The sequence below is a fragment of the Glaciibacter superstes DSM 21135 genome, from assembly GCF_000421145.1.
Taxonomy (GTDB): domain Bacteria; phylum Actinomycetota; class Actinomycetes; order Actinomycetales; family Microbacteriaceae; genus Cryobacterium; species Cryobacterium superstes.
On the sequence record NZ_ATWH01000018.1, the window covers coordinates 18096 to 39130 of the forward strand.

Genomic DNA, 21035 nt, shown 5'->3' on the forward strand with positions numbered 1-21035 from the left:
GTGCACCGCTCGACCGACTCCAGGATGCTGGGTAGCCCCCCACCGGAAAATGACTCCGACGTTGCGCTCCGTGCGGATCGCCCGCTATTCAATAGCCATACCCGCGCAGAGCCCGCGTGGTTGGCAGGCACAGCCGTTGAGATGCCCTCCCCACCACCCCCACCCGAAAAGGAACGGATGCCAAGGCATCCGCCCGAGAACGAAGGAGTCCTGATGACGGACAACCGTGAGACCCAACTACTGGCGAGCGTGCCGAATGAACTGTTCATCGGGGGTGAGTGGCGCGCCGCCGAGGGCGGCAAGACGCTCACCGTTTCCGACCCGGCGACAGGTGACGCCGTCAAGGCGATCGCGGATGCCTCGCCCTCCGACGGGAAGTCAGCGATGGACGCGGCATCCGACGCGTTCCCGGCGTGGGCGGCGACCTCGGCGCGCGAGCGCAGCGAGATCCTCCGCCGCGCGTTCGACCTGCTACAGGAGCTCAAGGAAGATTTCGCACTCCTCATGACAATCGAGATGGGCAAGCCCCTCGCTGAGGCGCGCGGCGAGGTCGCGTACGGCGGCGAGTTCATCCGGTGGTTCAGCGAGGAGGCCCCGCGCGTGCAGGGCCGCTACGGCGCGAACCCGGAGGGCACCGGCCGCATGATCGTGTCGCAGCATCCGGTCGGGCCTTGCTTCCTGATCACTCCGTGGAACTTCCCTCTGGCGATGGCCACCCGCAAGATCGCCCCGGCGCTCGCAGCCGGCTGCACGGTGGTCATCAAGCCGGCAGCTCTCACTCCGCTGACGACCCTCTTCTTCGCGAAGCTGTTGGATGACGCGGGTGTGCCGAAGGGCGTCGTGAACGTCATCACGACCTCGACCTCGAGCGCAGTCTCGGAGCCAATCATCCGCGACCCGCGGCTGCGCAAGCTGTCGTTCACCGGCTCCACGCCGGTCGGCCAGGCATTACTCGAGCAGTCGGCGCAGGGGGTGCTGCGCACTTCGATGGAACTGGGCGGCAACGCGCCGTTCGTGGTGTTCGAAGACGCCGACCTCGACAAAGCCGTCGACGGCGCGCTTGCGACGAAATTCCGCAACATCGGGCAGGCGTGCACGGCCGCGAACCGATTCGTCGTCCACCGCTCCGTCGTAGACGAGTTCGCGCGCCGCGTCACCGAGCGGGTCCAGGGCTTCTCGATCGGTCGTGGCACCGAGGACGGCGTCACTGTCGGACCGCTCATCGATGACCGCGCGGTCGCGAAGGCGGCGCACCTCGTAGAGGATGCCGTGAAGCGTGGTGCGCAGGTGCGCACCGGCGGCTCCGCCGTCGAGCGGCCGGGCACCTTCTTCGAACCCACCGTGGTGACCGATGTGCAGCCGGGGAGCGACATCCTTCGTGAGGAGATCTTCGGACCGGTGCTCGCGATCGTTTCTTTCGACACCGAGGACGAAGCGGTGCGCATCGCCAACGACACCGAGTACGGGCTGGTCTCGTATGTGTTCACCGAGAACCTCGCGCGCGGCCAGCGCATGATCGAGCGACTCGAAACCGGGATGATGGGGCTCAACCTCGGCGTCGTCTCCAACGCCGCGGCGCCCTTCGGCGGCTGGAAGATGTCGGGCTTGGGCCGCGAGGGCGGCGCCGAGGGCATTCACGAGTACCTGCAGACGAAATACACGCTCACGCCGAACCCGTACTGACCCACTCCCAGTTCGAGTAGATCCTGAACGCCCTCGAGGAGGAGGTCCCGGAAGTCGCCGAGCGCCTCGAGGGCGCACCCGCGCGAACGTACTCGCGTTCACCGGCTTCCCGAAAGTGATCTGGCGCAAGATCTGGTCCAAAAACCCTCAGGCGTGCCTCAACCGCGAGATCCGGCGTCGGACCGATGTCGTGGGCGCCTTCCCGAAGCGCGTCCATGGTCCACCCCGTCGGCGCGGTCTGGGCCGAAGAGCACGATGACGAATGGACTGAGGGACGTCCTACCTCGGCATCGACGTACCAAGCCGCTCACGTCTCACCGCCGTCACGACCAAGAATGGAGGAACCCACCAAAATTGGCGCCCTCAGCGCCCAACAAATCCACGGATCCTACTGTGGATCTGTCACTGACGCCGGTGGTGCTGTGGGCCGGCCTGAATATGACTTGATAGGAGTCTGACCGGGAATTCGTCCCACCTTTATGCTTTCTGCTCCACTCGACCCGCGGTGACGTTTCCACTGATCCTGAGGAAGTGAATCCGTCTATGGAGAGCATGACAGTCCCCGCACCCTACGCCCACCGTTCTTCGCCGCCCGGTTTGCTGGTCACGCGATTCGATACGCGCATACATACCCATCACGTCGCGATAGTTCACAATCTCGGTCGCCCGGTCGCTGATCGAGATTTCGCCATCAGGCAAACACCCCAGCGCAGCATGCCTACGCCGTCGACCGCACAATAAGCTCCGGTGCTAGGAGCTCGCTCTCTGCCCCTCTGTTGTCAAGCAGCGAGAGTAGCTTTTCGAAGCTCAAACGCCCCATCTCGACCATTGGCGAGCGAACGGTGGTGAGGTTCACGGCCTCCGCGATGGGGGTGTCGTTGTAGCCGACGACCGCGATGTCGTCTGGCACCGAAATGCCGAGCGCCTGCAGGGCTCCAATCGCGCCAATTGCCGCAAAATCGTTCACCGCGAACACCGCCTCAGGGCGGGCGTGGGCGGCCAGAATCTCGGCGATCGCTGCCTGTCCGGCAGGCGCGTCGAAGCCTGCGTAGTGGATGTCAACATCCGAGCCCCCGACGCCATGTTCCTCCAGCATCTCAAGAAAGCCTCCAGCGCGGTCGACCGTGGTCGAGGCGTACTGTGCGCCTGCTATCACGGCGAAGCGCTGCCGTCCGGTCGAGAGCAGATGCGAAGCTGCGAGCCGTCCGCCGGCAACGTCGTCGCAGGTGACTGAAACGTGGCCGGACCTCCGACGCGACACGAGCGTGAGCGGCACGCCGCGCGCCGCTAGCTCATCGAGATACGGCGAATCCAGGCTCGCGTCACCAAAGATGAGTCCGTCGACACGGCGGGCCAGCAGCGCCTCGGTTCGCAAGCGCTGGCGGGTGGGGTCGTCGAGGGAGTTGGCAACCACCGTCATCCGCCCGCACGCCTCGGCCGCCGCGTCGATGCCCTCGTAGATAGTGGCGAGCACGTAGTCCTGCAGGCGCGGCACGATCACCCCAACCAGATCAGAACGCGAGGTTCGAAGCGAGGCCGCGTGCGGGTTACGCGCATAGCCGCGCGCGCCCGCCAGTTCTCGGACGCGGCGGATGGTTTGGGGGGATGCCCATTTAGCTTCTGTGCCCGGTTCGGCATTGATGATCCGAGAGACAGTTGAGACATTGAGCCCCAGCTCGCTGGCGAGGGATTTGAGCGTGACGGGCTCCGTGACGTCCATGGTCAGTCTCCAATTCTCTGCCGCGCGACCTGATAGTCGTGTTTGCGTGAGCGACGTCCGTTGCCATAGTATCAACGCTACGTCGAACACATACGTTTGCGGCACACGTTTGCCGCATACGTTTGCTTAATTTCTCAATAGCGGCCCACCGCATCGCGGAGCCGGAAGCAAGCCTTGTCTACATGGAAGTAGCAGCGAAGTGGCACACATTAAAGTTCTTGGCACCGGAGGAACCATCGCGTCCTCCTCAAATGGGGCAGCGGGCGCCGTCGCCAAGGCAGGCGCGGCCGAGCTCATCTCAGGGCTTGTCATCGAGCACGCCGTTTCCCACCGCGATATCTTCACCCTCGGCAGCTACCAGCTCACGCTCAAGCACCTGCGCCTCATTGCGCGGGGCGTGGCTGCGGCCGCCAACGACCCGGATGTTGACGGCATCGTTGTCACCCATGGCACTGACACGCTCGAAGAGACCGCCTTCCTACTCGACCTTGTGCACAACTCGCCAAAACCGGTTGTGATCACGGGCGCGCAGCGCACAGCAGACTACGACGCCCCCGATGGTCCCGGCAATATCGCCGAAGCCATCGCCGTTGCCGCGGACCCAAATATGCGCGAACTAGGGGCTCTTATCTCGTTCAGCGGTACCGTGCGCACGGCACGCGGAGCGCGCAAGAGCCACACCGTTGCAGCGTCGCCCTTCGGAGGCGGCACCGAAGTGGCTCACTTCGCCGGCATGCGGCTGGTGCAAACCGCATCCACCATCCATCGCGTACCCCTCGACTTGCCGTCCGAGGCATTCGACGAGACGGTGGTGGATATTGTGAGCACCTACCCAGGTGCCGAACCGGTGCTGCTCACGGCGGCTCTCGAGCGCTCCGCCGCCGTTGTCATCTCCGGAACAGGCGTTGGCAACGCCGGCCCCGGCTTCGCCGAGGTGGTTCAGGCCTCCCCTCAGCCCATCGTGCTCTCAACCCGCGTGCCCTGGGGGCCCGTCGTGCCAATGTACGGGAACGGCGGCGGTATCGACCTGGTTGCCGCCGGGGCGATTCTTGCGGGCGATCTCAACCCTTACCAATCCCGAATTCTCACTGCTCTACTGGTTTCGCAGGGCTATACCGGAGCAGACTTCGCCGAGCATTTCGCTCGGCATCGCTAAACCACAAACGCAACGCATCGCGACACTCGGAGGCAACATGTCAAAGAAGATTTATGTCAGTATCGGAATCGATGTCGACGCCGTTGGGGGCTGGCTCGGTTCCTACGGCGGCGAAGATTCCCCCGGTGATATCTCGCGCGGTCTCTTCGCCGGCGAGGTAGGGGTTCCCCGTCTACTCAAGCTCATGACCGACCGCGACCTGCCCACCACGTGGTTTTGGCCCGGCCACTCGATCGAAACCTTCCCCGAGCAGTTCGACGCAACCGTCGCCGCAGGCCACGAGGTTGGCGTGCACGGCTACAGCCACGAGAACCCCCTCGCGATGACCCGCGAGCAGGAGACCGAGGTGCTCGACCACTGCATCGACCTATTTGTGAGCAAAACAGGCGTTCGCCCCGAGGGCTACGTGGCCCCGTGGTGGGAGTTTTCCACCGTCACCAACGAAATCCTGCTCGAGCGGGGCTTCCTCTACGACCACTCACTCATGCACAACGACTTCACGCCATACCGCGTGCGCGTTGGCGACAGTTGGACCAAGATCGACTACAACGCTCCACGGGCCGCCGACTGGATGAAACCCCTCGTGCGCGGCGAGGAGACTGACCTCATCGAGATTCCCGCCAACTGGTACCTCGACGATCTGCCTCCCATGATGTTCATCAAGGGCTCGGCCAACAGCCACGGCTTCGTGAGCCCCCGCGACATCGAGCAGATGTGGAAGGACCAGTTCGACTGGGTCTACCGCGAGATGGACTACGCCGTTTTCCCGATCACCATTCACCCCGATGTTTCAGGACGCCCACAGAACCTCCTCATGATCGAACGCCTGATCGAGCACATGAGCAGCCATGATGGCGTGGAATTCGCCACCATGAAAGACATCGCTCGCGATTTCGACCAGAGGTTCCCGCGCTAAGCCGCGGCCTCCCTACTGAAAGGAACTTTTCTCATGACCACACCTTCCGCGATAAAAGACGCCCAAAACCAGCGATCCACACCTCCAACGGGGCAAACGGCGCCCTGGGACGTGCCCATCACCAAAAAAACCATCACTCAGGTTTCGATCGTTTGCTTCATCGCATGGGTCGCCTCCGTGTACGACTACACCCTGTTCGGCACCCTGCTCCCGGTGATCGCCGCGGACTTCGGCTGGGATGCCGGCCAAGCCACCATGATCAACACCTTTGCCACGGTTGGCGTATTCATCGTGTCGCTTGTTGTTGGCACGATTCTTGACCGTCTCGGCCGCAAACGCGCGCTTATCCTCCTCATGATCGGCGGCGCGGTTGCCTCCGGCCTCACTGGTGCCGCTGTGGGTGCTGCGAGCCTGGTAATCATTCGCGCCTTCTCAGGCTTCTCGATCTCCGAAGAGGTTGTGAACGCGGTCTACCTCAACGAGATATACAAGAAGGCCAAGAGCCGCGGCTTCATGTTCAGCCTCGTGCAGTCAGGCTGGCCAGTAGGCGCACTGCTGTCGGCCGGCCTCTCGGCCCTCCTGCTACCCATCATCGGATGGCGTTGGAGCTTCGTGTTTGCCGCCGCGCTGTCGCTCATCGTTGTTGCCGTCGCCACACGGCTGCCGGAATCTCCTACTTTTGCTGCCATGAAGGAAGTTCGCCGCCGCCGCGCGGCCGACGACATCGAGGGCGCCAACTCGCTCGCCGCCGAACACGACCTGGAAGTGGCTAGCCAGTACAAGACCGGCCTCAAGGATGTCTTCACCAAGGAACTGCGGATGAACACCATCTGCCTGTCGCTCGCCTGGTTCTTCAGCTGGGTCGCCATCCAGGTCTTCTCGGTGCTTGGCACCACGGTGCTCGTTGAGGCCAAGGCCGTTTCATTCGACAATGCCCTGCTCATCCTTGTGATTGCAAACGCAGTTGCGTTCCTCGGCTACCTCGTGCACGGCTGGGTTGGCGACCGCCTCGGCCGCAAGCTCACGGTCACGCTCGGTTGGGTGCTCGGCGGAGTTTCGTCGACGGTCATGCTCTTCGGCCCGAGCGACGCAACATTTGTTATTACGTTGTACGCGATCACCCTGTTCTTCCTCACCGGACCCTTCGCTGCGCTGCTCTTCCACATGGGTGAATCATTTCCAGCCCACGTTCGCGGCATGGGCACCAACGTTGCACACGTTATGGCTCCCGTCGGCGGCATCGCCGGATCGTTCTTCCTCGGGGCGCTGCTACTCGCGGATGTAGACATGATGTGGGCCGCGTTCTTCACCGGCTCGCTCGGCCTCTTCCTCGCCGGCCTGAGCATGCTCGGTACCCGCACGACCAATCGGTTGGGCGACCACAAGAAGGCAAAGGAGTACGCAGCAGCATGAGTATCCGACGTGACGATAATCTTGCGGGCAAAGTAGCCGTCATCTCCGGCGGCGCGAGCGGCATCGGCCAAGCTCTCGCTGTGGCATACGCCAGAGCCGACGCACACAGCGTGATCGGCTACTTTGCTGGCGACCCGCACTCGAAGACCCAGACGCAGGAGCTGGTTGCTGCCGTTGGTGGCCGCTGCCTTACGGTTCCTGTCGACGTGCGCGACTACGAGCAGACCGAGGCCCTCGCCCAGGCTGCTGTTGATGCCTTCGGAAGGCTGGACATTGCGGTTGCCGCGGCGGGCATTCTTCGCCGCAACTCCCTCGCCGACATGACCGACAAAGCGTGGGGCGACATGATAGATGTTGATCTCTCGGGCGTCATGCGCGTCTTCCGGTCTTGCTCGGCTCGCATGACCGAGGGCGGCGCCATGGTCGCCACCTCATCGATCGCGGGCGGCGTCTATGGCTGGGAGGAGCACTCTCACTACGCGGCTGCCAAATCGGGCCTGCTGGGGCTATGCCGCTCGCTTGCCGTTGAACTCGCGCCAAAGGGCATCCGTGTGAACACGGTCATTCCTGGCCTCATCGAGAGCCCGCAGTCGCTCGACGCCAAGAACTCGCTTGGCAGAGAGGGGCTGGATGCAGCGAACGCTGGTATCCCACTGGGCCGAGTTGGCAATGTGGACGAGGCGGCGCGCGTGCTCCGCTTCCTTACGAGCGACGACTCCGCCTACATCACCGGCCAAGAGATCATCGTCGACGGCGGCCTCACGATTCGGTGGCCAAGCTGATGACAGTCTCGAACGCGGGAATGCGTCAGCTCGCCGGGAAGGTCGCCGTAATCACCGGTGCCGCGAGCGGCATTGGCCAGGCTATCGCCTCGCTCTACGCCGCCGAGGGTGCCACCATTGCCCTGCTCGATCTCTCAGTTGAGCGCCTCGCCGAAAGCGTCGCTCTTTGCGAGCAGGAAGGTGCAATCGCCTCGGCTCACGCCGTCGACGTGACCAATTCCGAGTCGGTTCGCCAGGTCATGGATACGGTGGTCGCCACACACGGCGGTATCAACATCCTCGTCAACAGCGCGGGCATCCTGGACCAGACGCCCCTGCTCGAAATGTCCGAGGAGACCTTCGACCGCACGATCGAGGTTGACCTCAAGGGAATCTTCACCGCCTGCCGATGGGCGGCGCCCGTGATGGTTGCTTCTGGAGTTGGTGGCCGGATCATCAACATCGCTTCGCAGCTCGGGCTCAAGGGCGGGGTTGGGCTCACGCACTACGCCGCGGCAAAGGCGGGCGTCATCGGATTTACCAAGTCGCTCGCACTCGAGCTCGCTCCACACGGCGTGCTTGCCAACGTAATCGCCCCTGGGCCCATCTTCACGCCGCTCATTGACGGTCTCTCTGAGGATTGGAAGGCCGCCAAGCAGGCCGAGCTGCCCATTGGCCGCTTCGGCTACGCCTACGAAATTGCGCCAACCGCGCTGCTGCTCGCGAGCGACCCCGGCGGCAACCTATACACGGGTCAGACGCTCGGCCCCAACAGCGGCGACGTGATGCCATAACTGCGGCCCAGGCTGGAGGAAATACATATGTGCGGAGGATGCCCCGGAGGTAGTGTGATCTCACCCCTAAGTGCTCACGTCACCCTTCGGGGCATCAAAGCGCAGGTTACACGCGAGCTCTCCTCGCGCTGCGCCCCAAATTTTCGGGTCGGCGTATTTGGCGACTCGTGGGTTGTCACTGGCGCAACGGGCAAGCAGACAGTGTGCGCCTCGATCGAGGATGCGGCGTTTGCCGTAGTGGGCGCGGTGTGTGTTGCAGGGATGCCGGCTGCGGCTGCTCAAATCCTTCTGAACGTGGACGCCCCGACCGTGGATTCGGGTATGTCGGGAATCCTCGAGGACGGCCCTCGCAGCGCTATCGTGACCGAAGCCGCGACCACTACTCTTATAGCGCCCGGACAGCCGCTGGCGCCAAGACTCACCGGCGTCCCATCGTTCCCCGACCCGGGAGCGCTGACCCCGTCCGAGCTCGTCGACTGCTTGCTCTGGTTTGCGGCGACCCACCCGGTCGCGCTTCTTGAGCATCCGTTGCCACCGAAAGAGGAATTGGTGCTCGCCCCCGATTGCCCGGGGTGTCGGAGCCGTTCCGCAAACTCGCATTTAGCACGAATCACCTTGAATACGAACCATTGGGACCCTAGCTGTTTATGTCGTTGCCGAGCTATATCAGGTCCGACAACGCTACAAGGGGCCGGTTCATCGCCTTGCAGTATCGGAGCAACAAGGCGGCCGTTGATCGTCTGAAGCTGCTCCCCGCGGAGGCAGCTCTTGTATCGCAGAGGCTTGGCAAGAGGATTTGCTTTGCGGCAGTGAATGCCCGTCGCCCGCTGTCTGCGTCCAAGTCGTATGACCTGGCAGACCGATTGGCGCCGCTGCTATGGTCGAAAGGTCTGCCTTGCTGATCGAGTTTCTCATGCCTCAGCCGGCTTCCGCTTGGTCATCGCCTGACCTCGCGGCAGGCCGGTTTTCCGCGCTGAGGAATCCCCCCCACCTCGGCGGGCGAGTATCGAGCGCGGCTGTATGGTCTGCCTCAAGACCCTGCGTCATCCGGCTCAGTGTCAGTCGATCTCCTGATTGCCTGCGTGCGCAGGAGGTAGCCGCACTCCAAAGGAAGAGACAATGAATCGGTCCATCCGAATCCTGACTGTCGTCATCGCTGCGACCCTCTCCCTGAGCGCTTGCGCGGCTGAGCCGGGGCCTGCGGCTGAGGACGAGAGCGGCACAACCGATGTGAAGATGTCGTATGTGGCCTTCAGCGGCATCGCACCCACTCTGCTCGCGATCGATAACAGCACCTACGAGCGTCACGGGCTGAACGTAGAGGGATCGATCGCGGCCTCGCCCGCTGCGATTCTCTCAGGATTGGTCAACGGCGAGCTTCAGATCGGGTTCACCACGATCCCGACCCTCATCTCGGCCGTTCAGGAGGGGGTGCCGATCAAGTGCATCGCCTCCGCCGATGGCATCGGAGCTACGGCGCCCCCCGCCGACATCAGCAACGCCCTGCTCGTCGCCCCCGACAGTGCGGTAACTTCGGCAGCCGAGCTCGAGGGAAAGCGCATCGGCGTGATCGCCCTTGGCTCGCTGAACCACCTCATCGCGATGGATCTGATCGCCCAGGCGGGCGGGGACCCCTCGACGGTCGAGTTCGTTCAGCTTCCTCTGCCGCAGACAGGAGATGCGCTCGTCGGCCACCAGGTAGACGCGGCGATCACCACCGAGCCCTTCACACTCCCCCTCCTCGACAAAAAATTCCGGATGCTCGGCTCGGCTGACGCGCCGGGCGGCCTGACGAGCGAGCGCACGACGAAGTGCTTCGCGGCCAGTGACCAATTCATCGCGGCCAACCCGGAGGTCGTCAAGCACTTCATCGCCGCACAGGATGAGGCCCTCACCTACGCGCAGGATCATCTGGACGAGGCGCTCGCGATGCTTCCGCAGATCCTCGACCTCTCCCCCGAAGCCGCGCTGGCAACCGAGACGGGCCTCATCTTCCAGCCGGGAATCGCGCCTGCCGACGTCGAGTACCTGCAGGACAAGATGGTCGAGTTCGGCTGGGTCGATGAGACCCGTTCCGTGAAGGACTACGTGTACTCGCCGGGCGACACCGAGTGACGCAGCAAGGGAGCATGGGGGTCTCCTTCGAGAGCACCACCGCGTTGGCGCGGATGCTGCGGGATCGACACATCTCGTCCGTCGAGCTCCTGCAGGAAAGCCTTGCGGCGTACGACCGGTACAACGATCTGGTCAACGCCGTGGTGGTGACGCAGATCGAGCAGGCATTCGACCAGGCAAGGCAGGCGGACCAGGAGCTCAGCGACGGCCGCATCCGTGGCCCGCTTCACGGCATCCCCATGACCGTCAAGGAGAGCTTCGACTGGGTCGGCACGCCGACGACTGTCGGCGACCCGGCCTTCACGGGGAACTTCCCTGAGACGACGGCCGTGCCCGTCCAGCGGCTGCAGGCTGCAGGCGCGATCGTGTATGGAAAGACCAATGTCCCATTGCACCTGGCCGACGCGCAATCCTTCAACGATGTCTATGGGACGACCAACAATCCCTGGGCGCTCGATCGAGTCGCGGGAGGCTCGTCCGGAGGGAGCGCGGCGGCGCTCGCCTCGGGGATGACCTCGCTCGAACTGGGATCCGACATCGCCGGGTCGTTACGCAACCCCGCACACTACTGCGGTGTCTTCAGTCACAAGCCGACGTACGGGATGGTTCCGAGCGACGGGCACGGACTGCCAGGAACTCACGCGGATCTCGACATCCAGGTTGTGGGCCCGATGGCTCGGACGGCTCCCGACCTGGATCTCGCGATGGGCATCCTGGCCGGCGATACCTACCGGCGAACGTCCGGCGGCAGGACACTCGCCAACTTCAGGGTCGCCGTCGTGCTCGAGAGCCCCTTCCTCAGGCAGGACCCCGAACTCACCGAACAGCTGCGAACGGGCATCGACCTTCTGAAGGACGCCGGCCTGACCGTCGAGTTCGACGCCCGGCCCGACCTGGACGCGGAACGGACGATTGACCTCCACATGCTTCTCCTCCGCGCCGCGACCGGCGCTGCCAAGCCCGTCGCGCCTCGGGCGGCCGACATCGCCGCCGACCTCGAGCGGTTCCGGGCCGGGGCTCGCGATCGCCCAGCATTCGAGGCACGAGGCCACGACCTCTCGTATCGGGAGTGGTGGGAGCTGCACAACGAGCGGGAGCGGGAACGTGCCGTCTGGACCGCGTTCTTCCGCGACTACGACCTGCTGTTGTGCCCGACGTCTGCGTCGGCGGCTCCTGCCCACGATCACCGGCCCGATCGTTTCGCCCCCTCTCCGTCGGCACAACCCGGTGTCCGACACGAACCCCTCTACTGGGCTCTGTGGCCTGGGGTGGCCTATCTTCCGAGCACCGTGGTTCCGTTCGGTCTCACGCAGTCTGGCCTGCCCTGCGGCCTGCAGGTCGTCGCCCCGCACGGCGCGGATGCGCTCGGCATACAGTTCGCCGGCCTCGTCGAGCAGACACTCGGCGGGTTCCAGCCAGCTCCGCTTGTGAGCTCCGGTCGGCCCTGAGCGCTGCCTGACCGTGAGCCGGGCCGGGCTTGTTCCTCAGAGCGTCCGAGTCACCGTTCCCGAGAGGATGCGCACGAGCGCCACGCTGTCGGCCGGCACCACATCACCTCGCCACGCGACGTGCTGATCCTGGCGGCACAGCACCAAACCGTTGTGATAGGCGGAGGGGGCGGAGGAGCGGTCGACGTCGATGACAGCCAGTGGCATCCCCGCCCGCCCGGCGGCACCCATCAGAGGCTCGATGTCGATCACGGGATCGAACCGCAAGAGCGTGTATCCGCTTCCGAACCTGTCGTACAGAGAGACCCCCGGCTCGAGCCATAAGTGCGGCGCCCGGCAGCCTGGGGTCGTAGAAGGTGTGTACTCGGACATCGTGTAGGCCGGGGCCGACTCGCCGTCATATGCGATGAGGGGTGAGCCGTCGTAGGAGTACCCGAAGTTGAGGCCCTCGGCCGCGAACTGCCTGACGTTCACCTCGTAGGCGAGCTTGCCGACCGCTTGGCGTGCAGCCTCCCCAGCATCCGTGTCGTCTTCGATTTCGGGCGGGACCGCGAAGCGAGCCGTCCGTCGCTGGTGCTCCATGGCGAACTTGGACACCTGAGCCGTGATCGGAAGACGTTCGGCCTCGTAGGCATCGAGGATGCCCTCCCCGCCCCAGCCTTGGAGGTATGCCCCGAGCACCCAGCCCAGGTTAAACGCGTCGGCGATCCCGGCGTTCATTCCGTAGCCGGCATATGGTACCCACAGGTGCGCTGCGTCGCCACAGATGAAGACGTTGCCCGCACGGAGCCGGTCGGCCACGAGCCGGCGCGCCACCCAGTCCTCCTCCGAGAGAATCCGGTACTCGAACTCGTCATCGACTCCGAGGATGGTCCGGATGGACCAGTCGCGATCGACGGTGCCGTTCTCGGCCTCCTCGTCGGAGAGATGGTTGTGGATGAGGAAAGTCGCGTGTCCGTCGATCGCGTAGACGTGTCCGTTGCGTCGCGGATTGTAGGTGTAGTAACCCCAGGCGGGCTCGCCGGGCATCGCCTCGGGAAGCCCGGGCGCCTCGATGCAGGTCGACTGCACGTGCTGGAGCACCGGGTCGCCGGAGAGGGAGGCGCCCATCTGCTTGCGCACGGCCGAACGTCCGCCGTCCGCCCCGATCAGGAACCGGGCGGAGAGCGTGCGTTCCTGTCCATCGGGGTCGCCGCTCACCAGAACCGTGACTCCGTCCGCGCTGTCGTGGTAGCTGAGGAACGTGGTCTCGTTCAGCAAGGTCACGTTCGGCAGCCCCGCCACATGCTCGACGAGGATCGGTTCCAGAAAGGTCTGGTTGATTCGATGCGGTGGTTCAGGGGTCGACCAGCCGGTGTCCGGCCCGAGATCGGACGTGTATCGGTCCTGTCGCGCGGGAATGTGGATCCGGGCGATCTCGGTTCCCGTGAGAACCGTGCGGAACGCGACATCGTTCGGGTAGTCGTCCGGCAGACCGGCCTGGCGTACCTTCTGCGCCATGCCGAGCGTGCGGAAGCGCTCCATCGTGCGTGCGGCCACGTGGTTGCTCTTGACGCTGGGTGGTTGCAAGTACGGTCGGGACTCGACGACGATCACGGAGACCCCGCGCGAATCGAGGTCCATGGCCGCAGTCAATCCGACTGGTCCCGCCCCGATGATGATGACGTCCGCATCCCGCGTCATGCCGTCACGGTTCCACTGTTTCGCGGTCATCTGGTCAGGCTCACTTTCAGGCGTCCAACCGCCGGGAGGGAATAGAGACGGTACGCCTCTTGAGCGTCATCGATGGGGAAGATATGGGTGATGTAGTCGTCGGGAAGCCGAGAATGCTCAAGGAGGTAGGCCTGTCCCCGGTGCAGGTAGGGGCGCCAGTCGTCCGTGTGCGATCCGTGCATCGTCGCGTTCTTTCGGAAGAACGGGCGGATCGGGAAAACGTACTGCGCATCGGGTAGCCCGTAGACGAGCATGTGCCCATGGGGCGCTAAGGCGTCAACGGCTGCCGCGATCACCTCTTGGCTGTGGCCGACCACGTCGATGACGAGGTCGAATGTGCGCTCGCCGAGCCCGGCCGCCCAGCGCGTGGCGTCGTCGGCCACCACCTCGTTAATGCCGAACGGTTCCGCGCAATCGGAACGGTCGACGCGATCTATGCCAGTGACGTTTCGAGCGCCGAGGCTCCTCAGCACGTGGGTGAACAGCAGACCGAGCGGGCCGAGCCCGATGACCGCTATCCGCTTGGATGCGAGGTCGGGGATGCGGTCGAGCGCGCTGAAGACGGTCGCCAGAGGCTGGACGATTGTTGCGGTGGTGTCGCCGAGCCGGCCGTCCACCGGGATCATGTTGTCGGCGGGGCAGGTGACGAGCTCGGCTAGGCCGCGCCCGCTCGCGAGGCGTCCGACTACACGAGTGCCGGGAGCCAGGTCGTCGGACCTGCTCTCGACGACGGTGCCGACGAGCTCATGCAGGGGTGAGCCCGACCTGCCGCTCTCCTGATTGAATGGATCGATGTGGCCGAGGAACTTGGGGATGTCACTCCCGCAGATCGATCCGGCCAGGAAGCTCACGAGGACTTCCCCATCACGCAGGTCCGAGCCCCGGGGAGGATCAATGACGATCTTCCGGAACGCGCCGGGCCCGTCTTGCTGCAGTGTCCACATCTCGTGTCCTCTCGATGATCTCACGGCTCATGCCGAATGCGCCGGCTCGCCCTCGATCGATGCTCCTGAGCGCGGCCCATGGCAATCGGGTCCGTGAAATCACTCTCGATGGATAAGCCACGCAAGGCCGAGGTTTGGCCGACTTATTCCGCAGAGAGGAAGGATGACATTCCCCACGACGAGCGTCGAACGCGGGTGTTAGTTTCTCGTCACCGCTCTGAGGAGCACCCCGCCGACGCTAGACCCGAGGATGACCCAGGCTCAGCAAGCGCGGACCAGAATGCCTGCACCATGTCCAAGGAAAAACCGAAGAGGAACTGAGGAGAACGTATGAAGAAGCCACGAGCAACGGTGCTCGTCGCCGCAGCAGCCGTAACCGCGCTCATGCTCGCCGGGTGTGCTCAGGACGCCGGCTCAGGCAGAGACGAAGAGGGCGCAGCAGGAGGGAACGTCGACGTGCGGATGGCCTACGTGGCATTCGCGGGAATCGCACCCACGCTCCTGGGCATCCAGGACGGCATCTACGAGGACCACGGCCTGAACGTGAAGGGCGAGGTGGCAGTGTCGCCGGCCGCCATCATCGCAGGACTCACCAACGGTGAGCTCGACATCGGATTCACCACCATCATCACGCTCGTCTCCGCCGTGCAGCAGGGCGTCGGAATCAAATGCCTCGCTTCCGCGGACGGCGTCGGCGACTCGTCGCCCGAGATCCAGAACAATGGCCTCGTCGTCGCCCCCGACAGCCCCATCACCTCTGCGGCGGACCTGGAGGGCAAGAAGGTCGGCGTGCTGGCTCTTGGGTCGCTCAACCACCTCGTTGCCACGGACCTCATTGCAAGAGCGGGCGGAGACCCGAGTACGGTCGAATTCGTGCAGCTCCCCTTCCCGCAGGTCGAAGGTGCCCTGACGGGCAAGCAGGTCGACGCAGGCATCATCACGGAGCCCTTCACCAGTCCATTGATGGAAAAGGGCTTCAAGAGCCTCGGATGGAGCGAGGCCCCCGGCAACCTGATGAGCGAGCGGACGACGAAGTGCTACGCCGCGAGCGAAGCGTACATCGAGAAGAACCCCGAGACGGTCGCGAAGTTCATCGCCGCGCACGACGAGACGCTCACCTACGCGCAGGAGCACGTGGACGAGGCACTCGCAACGCTCCCGCAGATCCTCGACATCTCGGACGAGGCCGCGAAGGGCACTGTGACGGGCGCGATCTGGAAACCGGGAATCGCTCCCGAGGATATCGAGTACGTTCAGGAGTTGATGCTCAAGTACGGCTGGGTCGAGGAGGAACTCTCTGTGGACGACTATAAGTACACGCCGTAAGCCCGACGTATCACTGAGACGAACCAGAATGACAACCCTCGAGCGAGGAGGCTCCTGATGCTCCGCCGGAAATTCGGTGACACCCCACTCAAGTGGACGGGCGTCGGGATCCTCCTGCTCATCTGGCTCGTGTTCGGAGCCGTACCCGATCAGACATCGATCCCCACGCTCCCGGCAACGATCCAAGCCCTGTTCGGCGAACTTGGCGACCCCAACTACTGGGGCGCCATCGGGGACACCCTGCAGACGTGGTTCGTGAGTCTTGTCATCGGCAGCGTCGTCGGCATCACCCTCGGCATCCTCGCCGGCCTGAATGTCTGGATGGAGCGGAGTATCGCGGCGCCGGTCGAGTTCTTCAAGACCATCCCGATCATCGCTGTGCTGCCGCTCGGCATCCTCGTCCTCGGGACCGGGCCTTCGATGCGCATGACCCTGGTCGCGTTCGCGGTGACCTGGCCGCTGCTTGTGCAGACCCTGTACGGGGTCCGGTCGATCGACCCGATGATCCGCGATTCGGCGCGGTCGATCGGCGTGGGCCCGGTGCGAACGTTCTTCTCGGTCGTGCTTCCCTCCGCCTCGCCGTTCATCGCGACAGGAGTACGGGTCGCGGCGGCGATGGCCCTGGTGATCACGATCGTCATCGAGCTCGTCGCCGGAGGCAGTGGTCTCGGTGTCGAGATCTCGAACGCGGCCCTGTCTGGCGGGACGGCGCTACCGACGATGTACGCGTTGATCCTCACGACGGGCTTGGTCGGGATGCTCCTGACCGGAATCATCGGCGCCGTCGAGCGTCGGCTCCTTGCCTGGCACACCACCTACCGGAGCATCGAGGTGGCAGCATGACGATCCCGCGCCGCATCCTGTTTGTCGCGAGCTACCTCTGGCTGCCCGTTCTGCTCATCACGTGGTGGTGGATCGCCTCCGCCTCGTCGACCTCGACGTTCTTTCCGCCGCTGTCGACCATCCTCTCCGAAACCGGTCGGCTGTGGATCTTCGATCACGCGGTGAACGACCTGGTGCCGAGCCTCTTCAACCTCGCCATCGGCTACGTGCTTGCAGTCGTCGTCGGCATCGGGCTAGGGTCAGTGCTCTGGAGGTTCCGCCGGGCAGCCGTTGCGGCGCATCCGGTGGTCTACTTCCTTTACGTGCTGCCAGCGCCGGCGCTTCTGCCGGTCTTCATGCTGGCCTTCGGCCTCGGCATGACGATGAAAGTCGCGATCGTCTTCCTCTCCTGCCTCTGGCCCGTGCTGCTCAACACGCTCGACGGCATGCGCGCCACCGACGACATCAAACTCGACGTCGCCAAGACGCTGAACCTCAGCGTGTTGCAGAAGCTTCGCATCGTGGTGCTTCCGGCGGCGTCTCCGCAAATCGCCGCCGGGATGCGCACCGCCCTTGCCTTTGGCATCGTGCTCATGGTCGTGAGCGAGATGGTTGCGTCCACGGAGGGGATCGGGTACTTCATCCTCCTGTCGCAGCAAACCTTCGCGGTCACGAACATGTGGACGGGCATTCTGGTGCTTGCGATCGTGGGCAGCCTGCTGAACATCCTGTTTGTGCTCGGCGAGAGACGAGTTCTCAAATGGCACTACCAATCGACCCTGATGAACAACGCGAGGTGAACGGATGAGCCTAAACCAAACCCGATCGGAAGACACCGTGGACACGAACACAGAGCGGGAGGCACCGGCTGCTCAAGCGGCCGTGCCGGTACTCCAGGCGAGAAACATCAAGAAGGTCTACGGCAAGGGTTCCGAGGCGAAGACCGCGGTCGAGGACGTGAGCTTTGAAGTGGCTAAGGGCGAGTTCGTCTGCATCGTCGGCCCAAGCGGCGGCGGCAAGACGACACTGCTGCGGATCCTCTCCGGACTCATGCCGGCGACCGAGGGTGAAGCGCTCTTCGAGGGTGCAGCGGTGCGCTCGGTTCCCGACCGCGTGTCCATCGTCTTCCAGGACTACAGCCGATCCTTGTTCCCCTGGCTCCGGGTCAACAAGAACGTCGAGCTGCCTCTGCGCGTCAAGAAAGTGCCACGCGTCGAGCGCGCGAAGCGCGCCCAGGAGGTGATCGAGGCGGTCGGCCTGGCCGGCTCGGAACGGCGCTACCCATGGCAGCTCTCGGGTGGCATGCAGCAACGCGTGGCGATCGCCCGCGCCCTCGCCCACCGTCCCGACCTGTTGCTGATGGACGAGCCGTTCGCCTCGGTGGACGCGCAGACCCGCTTCGAGCTCGAGGACATGATCCTCCGAGTGCGGGACGAGTTCGACGTCACGGTCGTGCTGATCACCCACGACATCGACGAAGCCGTCTATCTCGCCGATCGCATCGTCGTGCTCTCCACCTCCCCGAGCACGGTGCGAGAGCTCGTGACGGTTCCTCTCACGAACCCGCGCGAGCAGGCCGCCACTCGCAACGACCCCGAGTTCGCCTCGTTACGCACGAGGCTGCTCGGGCTGGTGACCCGGTAGGCCGGTGATGCCGACAACCCCGGCGCACGAGGCGGAGCACGAACTGAACGCAGCTGGGCTCCGCACGATGGCCGCGGACGCCGCCTTCCCTCTTGCCGAAGACCGACTCCCGGCCGTCCTGGAGACTCTGCGCGGCCTGCGCTCGGTGATCGGGCGACTCGACGGCGTACCGCTCGGCTCCACGCCGCCGGCCGTCGGCTTCGACCCACGATGGCGATGACGGTGCGGCCATGGGAGCTCCCCCTCGCCGAGGTGTCGGAGCTCATCGCCACGCGCGCGCTCTCACCCGTCGAGGTTGTGGAGTCGGCGCTCGAGCGGATCGAGGAGACTCAGCAGCAGGTGAACGCCTTCGCCCTGGTGACGGCCGAGGACGCTCGCCGTCAGGCGAAGACAGCCGAGGCGGAGATCCTCGCCGGCCATTATCGCGGACCCCTCCACGGCATCCCGTTGGGCGTGAAGGACCTCTACGACGTCGAGGGCCTCGCCACACGCAGCGGCTCGCTCGCCACCTCCGACGCACCCGCCGCGGCGACCGCGACCGTCGTTCGGCGACTGGAGGAGGCCGGCATGATCCTCGTGGGCAAGACCAACACGCACGAGTTCGCCCTAGGCGGCATCACCCCGACCGTTCGCAACCCCTGGGACGGCGAGTACATCGCCGGAGGCTCCAGTGGCGGGTCTGCTGCGGCGGTCGCGAGCGGCCAATGTCTCGTGGCCACCGGCACGGACACGGCCGGATCGATTCGAATCCCGGCCGCGGCCTGTGGGGCCGTCGGCCTCAAGCCCACAGCCGGCCTCGTCTCACGCACCGGCATCACACCGCTGTCGTGGTCCATGGACACCGCAGGCGCCATCACCCGGAACGTGCTTGACAGCGCTCTCGTGCTCGACGCGATCGCTGGCTACGATCCTCTGGACCCCGGCTCGCTGCGGGTGGCGGTTCCCTCCTCCGCAGCCACCCTCGACCGCGGTATCGATGGCGTGTGGATCGGCGTGGCTAGCCCCTCCTTCGCGAGCCCGGCCGATCAGGAAGTGCTCGACGCCTGCGTACGCGCCGTCGAGGTGCTGCAGGGCGCTGGTGCTCATGTCGAGCTGGTGGAGGTGCCGTTCGCCGACGCCATGCTCCCGATCCACCGATCCATCGTGCTCCCCGAGGCCAGTTCCTACTACCGAGAGCTCCTGCAGTCGGAAGGGGACCTCATCGGGGCAGACGTGCGGCAGGTGCTCGAGGCCGGGCAGTTTGTCTTCGCCACCGAGTACGTCCGCGCCCAGCGGGTGCGCACCGCCGTGCTCTCCGCCTGGCACGAGCTCTTCCGCGATATCGATCTGCTCGTGTCACCCACCTTGCCCATGGCGGGTGGGCGGGCAGGCCACCCGTTCCAGGATTGGGGGCCCGCCGGCGAGGAGCCGATGCGGAATGCGGTCATCCGGCTCACGGCGGCCGCGAACGTCAGCGGCTTCCCGAGCCTCGCTCTGCCGATCGGCCGGTCGGAGGCTGGGCTGCCGCTGTCCTTGCAACTGACCGGGCGGCCGTTCGAGGAGGCGCTCGTGCTGCGAGTGGGCCGCACCTACGAGCGAGCCACGGACTTCGTCGGAGCGCTCGCGCCGGTCAGCCCAGGCGCCATTCGCTGACGGGCAGGCCGGAGCCGACCTGTTCCGCGGTCGCTCCCACCCGACGCGCCGCGTCGCTGAGCGCTGAGGACTCTTCGGCGGAGAGAGTCCACTCGATGACCCTCGCGTCACCGGCAGGATCGAAGACGAGAGGCACGCTGACGGCCGCTCCGCTGATCCCGTATTCACCATCGAGTACGATCGACCCCGGCAACGGGGAGGACTGCCCCGACACCATGGCATCGACGAGCTCGGCGCCGCCCGCGCCCGAGGTCCAGGCGGACGATCTGCGAACGTCGAGACGCGCATGCCGGGCGAACCAGCCGTCGACGTAGTCCCGGGCGGCTTCGCGCTGTGCGGCGTCGAGCTCGACAGGCCGGCCCTCGACCATGACGCGGCTGAAGACCGGCAGGTGTGTGCCGCCGTGCTCGCCGAGCACCCACGCGTCGACGGTAGCTGGATGCACCTCGAGCTGGGACGCGATCGCGGTGCGCAGACGTAGGGTGTCGTTCAGGGTGTATCCGATGATGCGGTAGCGGTCGATGCCGGTCCGTCGCTGCACCCACGTGACGAGAGCGTCAACGGGGTTTGTCATGATCAGCATCGATCCCCGCCACCCGGCTGCGGCGAGCGGATCGGCCACCTCTGCGACGATTGCGGCATTCGCGTCGAGGAACTCCGCCCGGGACGGCATGGAGTGCAGGGCGACCCCGGCGCTGATCACGACCACGTCTGCATCGACCGCATCCGCGGCAGTGCCCAACCGCACCGTTGGCGCCTCACCGAGTGCAAGCACATCCAGCAGGTCCATGGCGTGGCTCTCGGCCATGGCGGTGTTCGTGTCCACGAGCACAATTTCGGCACCGGGTAGCCGCATGCATAGATTGAAAGCAATGCTGGAGCCGATGCCGCCTGCTGCGCCGAACACCGCGACGCGCACCGGTGGTCTCTTCGCCGGATCGCTCATGG

The 21035-nt window shown here is 64.9% G+C and carries 18 protein-coding genes and 1 pseudogene; 15 read left to right on the forward strand and 4 right to left on the reverse strand.

Going from position 1 to position 21035, the window contains the following annotated elements; translation table 11 throughout:
• Window positions 1-213 precede the first annotated feature (213 nt).
• Together K323_RS0121100 and K323_RS30585 are read left to right on the forward strand one after the other, a co-directional pair.
• A complete protein-coding gene (locus K323_RS0121100; RefSeq protein WP_022887251.1) occupies window positions 214-1683 on the forward strand; it encodes an NAD-dependent succinate-semialdehyde dehydrogenase in 1470 nt (489 codons plus the stop codon).
• Between the two features lie 20 nt (window positions 1684-1703).
• Window positions 1704-2092 (forward strand): annotated as a pseudogene (locus K323_RS30585) (transposase); the annotation flags it as partial.
• A 309-nt stretch (window positions 2093-2401) separates the two neighbouring features.
• Here the strand turns inward: K323_RS30585 and K323_RS0121105 are convergent.
• Window positions 2402-3403: a LacI family DNA-binding transcriptional regulator gene (locus K323_RS0121105; RefSeq protein WP_022887252.1), complete on the reverse strand. Its 1002-nt coding sequence runs from the start codon at window positions 3401-3403 to the stop codon at window positions 2402-2404.
• Between the two features lie 199 nt (window positions 3404-3602).
• On the opposite strand from K323_RS0121105, the gene K323_RS27790 reads away from it, so the two are divergent.
• The 7 genes from K323_RS27790 (at window position 3603) to K323_RS0121145 (ending at window position 12006) form a co-directional block, all read left to right on the forward strand.
• Entirely contained in the window at window positions 3603-4559 is a 957-nt protein-coding gene (locus K323_RS27790) for an asparaginase (protein WP_022887253.1), read from the forward strand.
• Between the two features lie 37 nt (window positions 4560-4596).
• The gene (locus K323_RS0121115) at window positions 4597-5475 is read left to right on the forward strand and encodes a polysaccharide deacetylase family protein (RefSeq protein ID WP_022887254.1); all 879 of its coding nucleotides are present in this window, start codon (window positions 4597-4599) and stop codon (window positions 5473-5475) included.
• A gap of 33 nt (window positions 5476-5508) precedes the next feature.
• The gene (locus tag K323_RS27795) at window positions 5509-6888 is read left to right on the forward strand and encodes an MFS transporter (protein WP_084697572.1); all 1380 of its coding nucleotides are present in this window, start codon (window positions 5509-5511) and stop codon (window positions 6886-6888) included.
• The gene (locus K323_RS0121125) at window positions 6885-7670 is read left to right on the forward strand and encodes an SDR family NAD(P)-dependent oxidoreductase (protein ID WP_022887256.1); all 786 of its coding nucleotides are present in this window, start codon (window positions 6885-6887) and stop codon (window positions 7668-7670) included. Before K323_RS27795 ends, K323_RS0121125 begins: the two co-directional genes overlap by 4 nt.
• Window positions 7670-8443, forward strand: a complete 774-nt coding sequence (locus tag K323_RS0121130; RefSeq protein WP_033373830.1) for an SDR family NAD(P)-dependent oxidoreductase — start codon at window positions 7670-7672, stop codon at window positions 8441-8443. Before K323_RS0121125 ends, K323_RS0121130 begins: the two co-directional genes overlap by 1 nt.
• A 1119-nt stretch (window positions 8444-9562) precedes the next feature.
• A complete protein-coding gene (locus K323_RS0121140) occupies window positions 9563-10558 on the forward strand; it encodes an ABC transporter substrate-binding protein (protein ID WP_022887259.1) in 996 nt (331 codons plus the stop codon).
• Between the two features lie 14 nt (window positions 10559-10572).
• The gene (locus K323_RS0121145; protein ID WP_026851951.1) at window positions 10573-12006 is read left to right on the forward strand and encodes an amidase family protein; all 1434 of its coding nucleotides are present in this window, start codon (window positions 10573-10575) and stop codon (window positions 12004-12006) included.
• Window positions 12007-12042: 36 nt separating this feature from the next.
• Here K323_RS0121145 and K323_RS0121150 read toward each other — a convergent pair whose 3' ends face one another.
• Both K323_RS0121150 and K323_RS0121155 read right to left on the reverse strand, forming a co-directional pair.
• The gene (locus K323_RS0121150) at window positions 12043-13719 is read right to left on the reverse strand and encodes an FAD-dependent oxidoreductase (protein WP_022887261.1); all 1677 of its coding nucleotides are present in this window, start codon (window positions 13717-13719) and stop codon (window positions 12043-12045) included.
• On the reverse strand, window positions 13716-14663 hold the full coding sequence (locus K323_RS0121155; RefSeq protein WP_022887262.1) for a zinc-dependent alcohol dehydrogenase: 948 nt from the start codon (window positions 14661-14663) through the stop codon (window positions 13716-13718). Before K323_RS0121155 ends, K323_RS0121150 begins: the two co-directional genes overlap by 4 nt.
• Window positions 14664-14993: 330 nt before the next feature.
• Here K323_RS0121155 and K323_RS0121160 point away from each other — a divergent pair, with 330 nt between their 5' ends.
• The 6 genes from K323_RS0121160 to K323_RS0121185 are packed head-to-tail and all read left to right on the forward strand — an operon-like array spanning window position 14994 to window position 20087.
• Complete coding sequence (locus K323_RS0121160; RefSeq protein WP_022887263.1) at window positions 14994-15989, forward strand: ABC transporter substrate-binding protein; 996 nt, start codon at window positions 14994-14996, stop codon at window positions 15987-15989.
• Between the two features lie 57 nt (window positions 15990-16046).
• On the forward strand, window positions 16047-16832 hold the full coding sequence (locus K323_RS0121165; RefSeq protein ID WP_022887264.1) for an ABC transporter permease: 786 nt from the start codon (window positions 16047-16049) through the stop codon (window positions 16830-16832).
• Complete coding sequence (locus K323_RS0121170) at window positions 16829-17611, forward strand: ABC transporter permease (RefSeq protein WP_022887265.1); 783 nt, start codon at window positions 16829-16831, stop codon at window positions 17609-17611. Before K323_RS0121165 ends, K323_RS0121170 begins: the two co-directional genes overlap by 4 nt.
• 37 nt (window positions 17612-17648) lie before the next feature.
• Window positions 17649-18455, forward strand: a complete 807-nt coding sequence (locus tag K323_RS0121175; RefSeq protein ID WP_022887266.1) for an ABC transporter ATP-binding protein — start codon at window positions 17649-17651, stop codon at window positions 18453-18455.
• 7 nt (window positions 18456-18462) lie between these two features.
• Window positions 18463-18675: a hypothetical protein gene (locus K323_RS0121180; protein ID WP_022887267.1), complete on the forward strand. Its 213-nt coding sequence runs from the start codon at window positions 18463-18465 to the stop codon at window positions 18673-18675.
• Window positions 18672-20087 carry an amidase gene (locus K323_RS0121185; RefSeq protein WP_157509532.1) on the forward strand — a complete coding sequence of 472 codons (1416 nt, stop codon included), beginning with the start codon at window positions 18672-18674 and terminating at the stop codon, window positions 20085-20087. Before K323_RS0121180 ends, K323_RS0121185 begins: the two co-directional genes overlap by 4 nt.
• On the opposite strand, the gene K323_RS27800 is transcribed toward K323_RS0121185, so the two are convergent.
• Window positions 20065-21033 (reverse strand): malate dehydrogenase, encoded by a 969-nt coding sequence (locus K323_RS27800; RefSeq protein ID WP_051147472.1) that lies wholly within the window; start codon window positions 21031-21033, stop codon window positions 20065-20067. The two genes, K323_RS0121185 and K323_RS27800, sit on opposite strands and share 23 nt — an antisense overlap.
• Between the last annotated feature and the right edge of the window lie 2 nt (window positions 21034-21035).

What these genes read in the sequence shown, in the direction of transcription:
- K323_RS0121100 (WP_022887251.1), top strand. Translation starts at nt 214, where the DNA reads ATGACGGACAACCGTGAGACCCAACTACTGGCGAGCGTGCCGAATGAA.
- K323_RS0121105 (WP_022887252.1), bottom strand. Translation starts at nt 3,403, where the DNA reads ATGGACGTCACGGAGCCCGTCACGCTCAAATCCCTCGCCAGCGAGCTG.
- K323_RS0121115 (WP_022887254.1), top strand. Translation starts at nt 4,597, where the DNA reads ATGTCAAAGAAGATTTATGTCAGTATCGGAATCGATGTCGACGCCGTT.
- K323_RS27795 (WP_084697572.1), top strand. Translation starts at nt 5,509, where the DNA reads ATGACCACACCTTCCGCGATAAAAGACGCCCAAAACCAGCGATCCACA.
- K323_RS0121125 (WP_022887256.1), top strand. Translation starts at nt 6,885, where the DNA reads ATGAGTATCCGACGTGACGATAATCTTGCGGGCAAAGTAGCCGTCATC.
- K323_RS0121130 (WP_033373830.1), top strand. Translation starts at nt 7,670, where the DNA reads ATGACAGTCTCGAACGCGGGAATGCGTCAGCTCGCCGGGAAGGTCGCC.
- K323_RS0121140 (WP_022887259.1), top strand. Translation starts at nt 9,563, where the DNA reads ATGAATCGGTCCATCCGAATCCTGACTGTCGTCATCGCTGCGACCCTC.
- K323_RS0121145 (WP_026851951.1), top strand. Translation starts at nt 10,573, where the DNA reads ATGGGGGTCTCCTTCGAGAGCACCACCGCGTTGGCGCGGATGCTGCGG.
- K323_RS0121150 (WP_022887261.1), bottom strand. Translation starts at nt 13,719, where the DNA reads ATGACCGCGAAACAGTGGAACCGTGACGGCATGACGCGGGATGCGGAC.
- K323_RS0121155 (WP_022887262.1), bottom strand. Translation starts at nt 14,663, where the DNA reads ATGTGGACACTGCAGCAAGACGGGCCCGGCGCGTTCCGGAAGATCGTC.
- K323_RS0121160 (WP_022887263.1), top strand. Translation starts at nt 14,994, where the DNA reads ATGAAGAAGCCACGAGCAACGGTGCTCGTCGCCGCAGCAGCCGTAACC.
- K323_RS0121165 (WP_022887264.1), top strand. Translation starts at nt 16,047, where the DNA reads ATGCTCCGCCGGAAATTCGGTGACACCCCACTCAAGTGGACGGGCGTC.
- K323_RS0121170 (WP_022887265.1), top strand. Translation starts at nt 16,829, where the DNA reads ATGACGATCCCGCGCCGCATCCTGTTTGTCGCGAGCTACCTCTGGCTG.
- K323_RS0121180 (WP_022887267.1), top strand. Translation starts at nt 18,463, where the DNA reads ATGCCGACAACCCCGGCGCACGAGGCGGAGCACGAACTGAACGCAGCT.
- K323_RS0121185 (WP_157509532.1), top strand. Translation starts at nt 18,672, where the DNA reads ATGACGGTGCGGCCATGGGAGCTCCCCCTCGCCGAGGTGTCGGAGCTC.
- K323_RS27800 (WP_051147472.1), bottom strand. Translation starts at nt 21,033, where the DNA reads ATGAGCGATCCGGCGAAGAGACCACCGGTGCGCGTCGCGGTGTTCGGC.